The 1,580-nt window shown below is 74.2% G+C and carries 1 protein-coding gene; it reads left to right on the top strand.

Features of this window, described 5'->3' with window-relative positions; translation table 11 throughout:
- A partial coding sequence (locus tag CCN51_RS41990) for a tetratricopeptide repeat protein (RefSeq protein ID WP_143676064.1) occupies positions 1-1,580 on the top strand: 1,580 nt, incomplete at both ends.

Here is a 1,580-nt window from a genome sequence, read left to right as displayed (position 1 = left end):
CTGCTGCCCGGGGCGCCCGGCTGTCTGGTGCTGCTGACCAGCCGTAACGAGCTCACCGGGCTGGTCGTCGCGGAGCAGGCCCAGCCGCTGCCGCTGGATCTGCTCGACCGGGCCGAGGCGCGCGAACTGCTCGCCCGCAGGCTCGGTTCCGAGCGGGTGGCGGCCGAGCCGGAGGCGGTGGAGGACGTCATCACGGTGTGCGCGGGGCTGCCCCTGGCGCTGGCCATCGTCGCCGCCCGCGCGGCCACTCACCCCGGCTTCTCCCTCGAAGCCCTCGCCCGCGAGCTGCACGACGCGCGCGGCAGCCTGGACGCGTTCGACGGCGGTGACGCCACCACCGACGTCCGGGCGGTGTTCTCGTGGTCGTACCACACCCTGGGCACCGACGCCGCCCGGCTGTTCCGGCTGCTGGGTGTGCACCCCGGCCCGGACATCTCGGCGGCCGCCGTGGCCAGCCTGATGGGGCTGCCCGTACCGCAGGCCCGGCGGCTGCTGCTCAAGCTGACCCGGGCCCATCTGCTCACCGAGCGCAGCCCGGGTCAGTACGCGCTGCACGATCTGCTGCGCGCCTACGCCACCGAGCTGGCCGAGGCGTACGACTCCGAGGACGACCGGCGCGCCGCGCTGCACCGTACGCTCGACCACTATCTGCACACCGCCGTCGCCGCAGGCCGGGTGTTCACCCCGCAGCGCACGCCGCTCACCCTCCCCGCGGCGCAGCCCGGCGTCTGCACCGAATCGTTCGCCGATTACGGCGAAGCGCTGACCTGGTTCACCGCCGAACACCATGTGCTGGTCGCCGCACAGCAGCAGGCGGCGGAGAGCGGTTTCGAGCCCCACGCCTGGCAGTTGGCCTGGTCGCTCGCCGAGTTCCTGGACCAGCGCGGACACTGGCACGACCAGGGCGCCGTACACGCCGTGGCCCTCGACGCGGCGCGGCGTGCGGACAACCTGGCCGGGCAGGCGCACGCGCACCACGGCCTCGGCCTCGCCGATCTGCGGATGGCCCGGTACGACCGGGCCCGCGACCACCTGATGTGCGCCCTGGACCTGCACGGCAAGACCGGCAACCCGGCCGGCCAGGCCCTCATCCACGTCGCGCTCAACCTGGCGGGCGAGCGGCAGGGCCGCCACGAGGAGGGGCTGTACCACGCGCAGCGCACCCTTGAGCTGTACCGCGAGGTCGGCCAGCGCAGCGGGGAGGCGTACGCGCTGAACAACGTCGGCTGGGCGTACGCCATGGTCGGCCAGTACCAGCAGACCCTGGTCCACTGCGAGAAGGCGCTGCGGATGCTGCAGCAGGCACACGACGGGCGTGGCGCCTCCGCCGCCTGGGACAGCCTCGGCTACGCCCACCACCGCCTCGGCGACCACGAGCAGGCCATCGTCTGCTACCGCAACGCCGTGGAGCTGCGCCGCGAGCGCGGCGAGCGGGTCAGGGCGGCCGAGACCATGTACCGCCTGGGGAGCGCCCAGCTGGCCGCCGACGACGTCCCCGGCGCCCGGGAGACCTGGCGGCAGGCGCTGACCATGTTCGACGCCCTCGGCCACCCGGACGCCGGCCGGGTCCGCGAGGAACT

The sequence above is a fragment of the Streptomyces milbemycinicus genome (assembly GCF_002154605.1).
GTDB classification, from domain to species: Bacteria; Actinomycetota; Actinomycetes; order Streptomycetales; family Streptomycetaceae; genus Streptomyces; species Streptomyces milbemycinicus.
The sequence above is the reverse complement of the archived record's forward strand: the minus strand, read 5'-3'. Positions and strand labels throughout refer to the sequence as shown.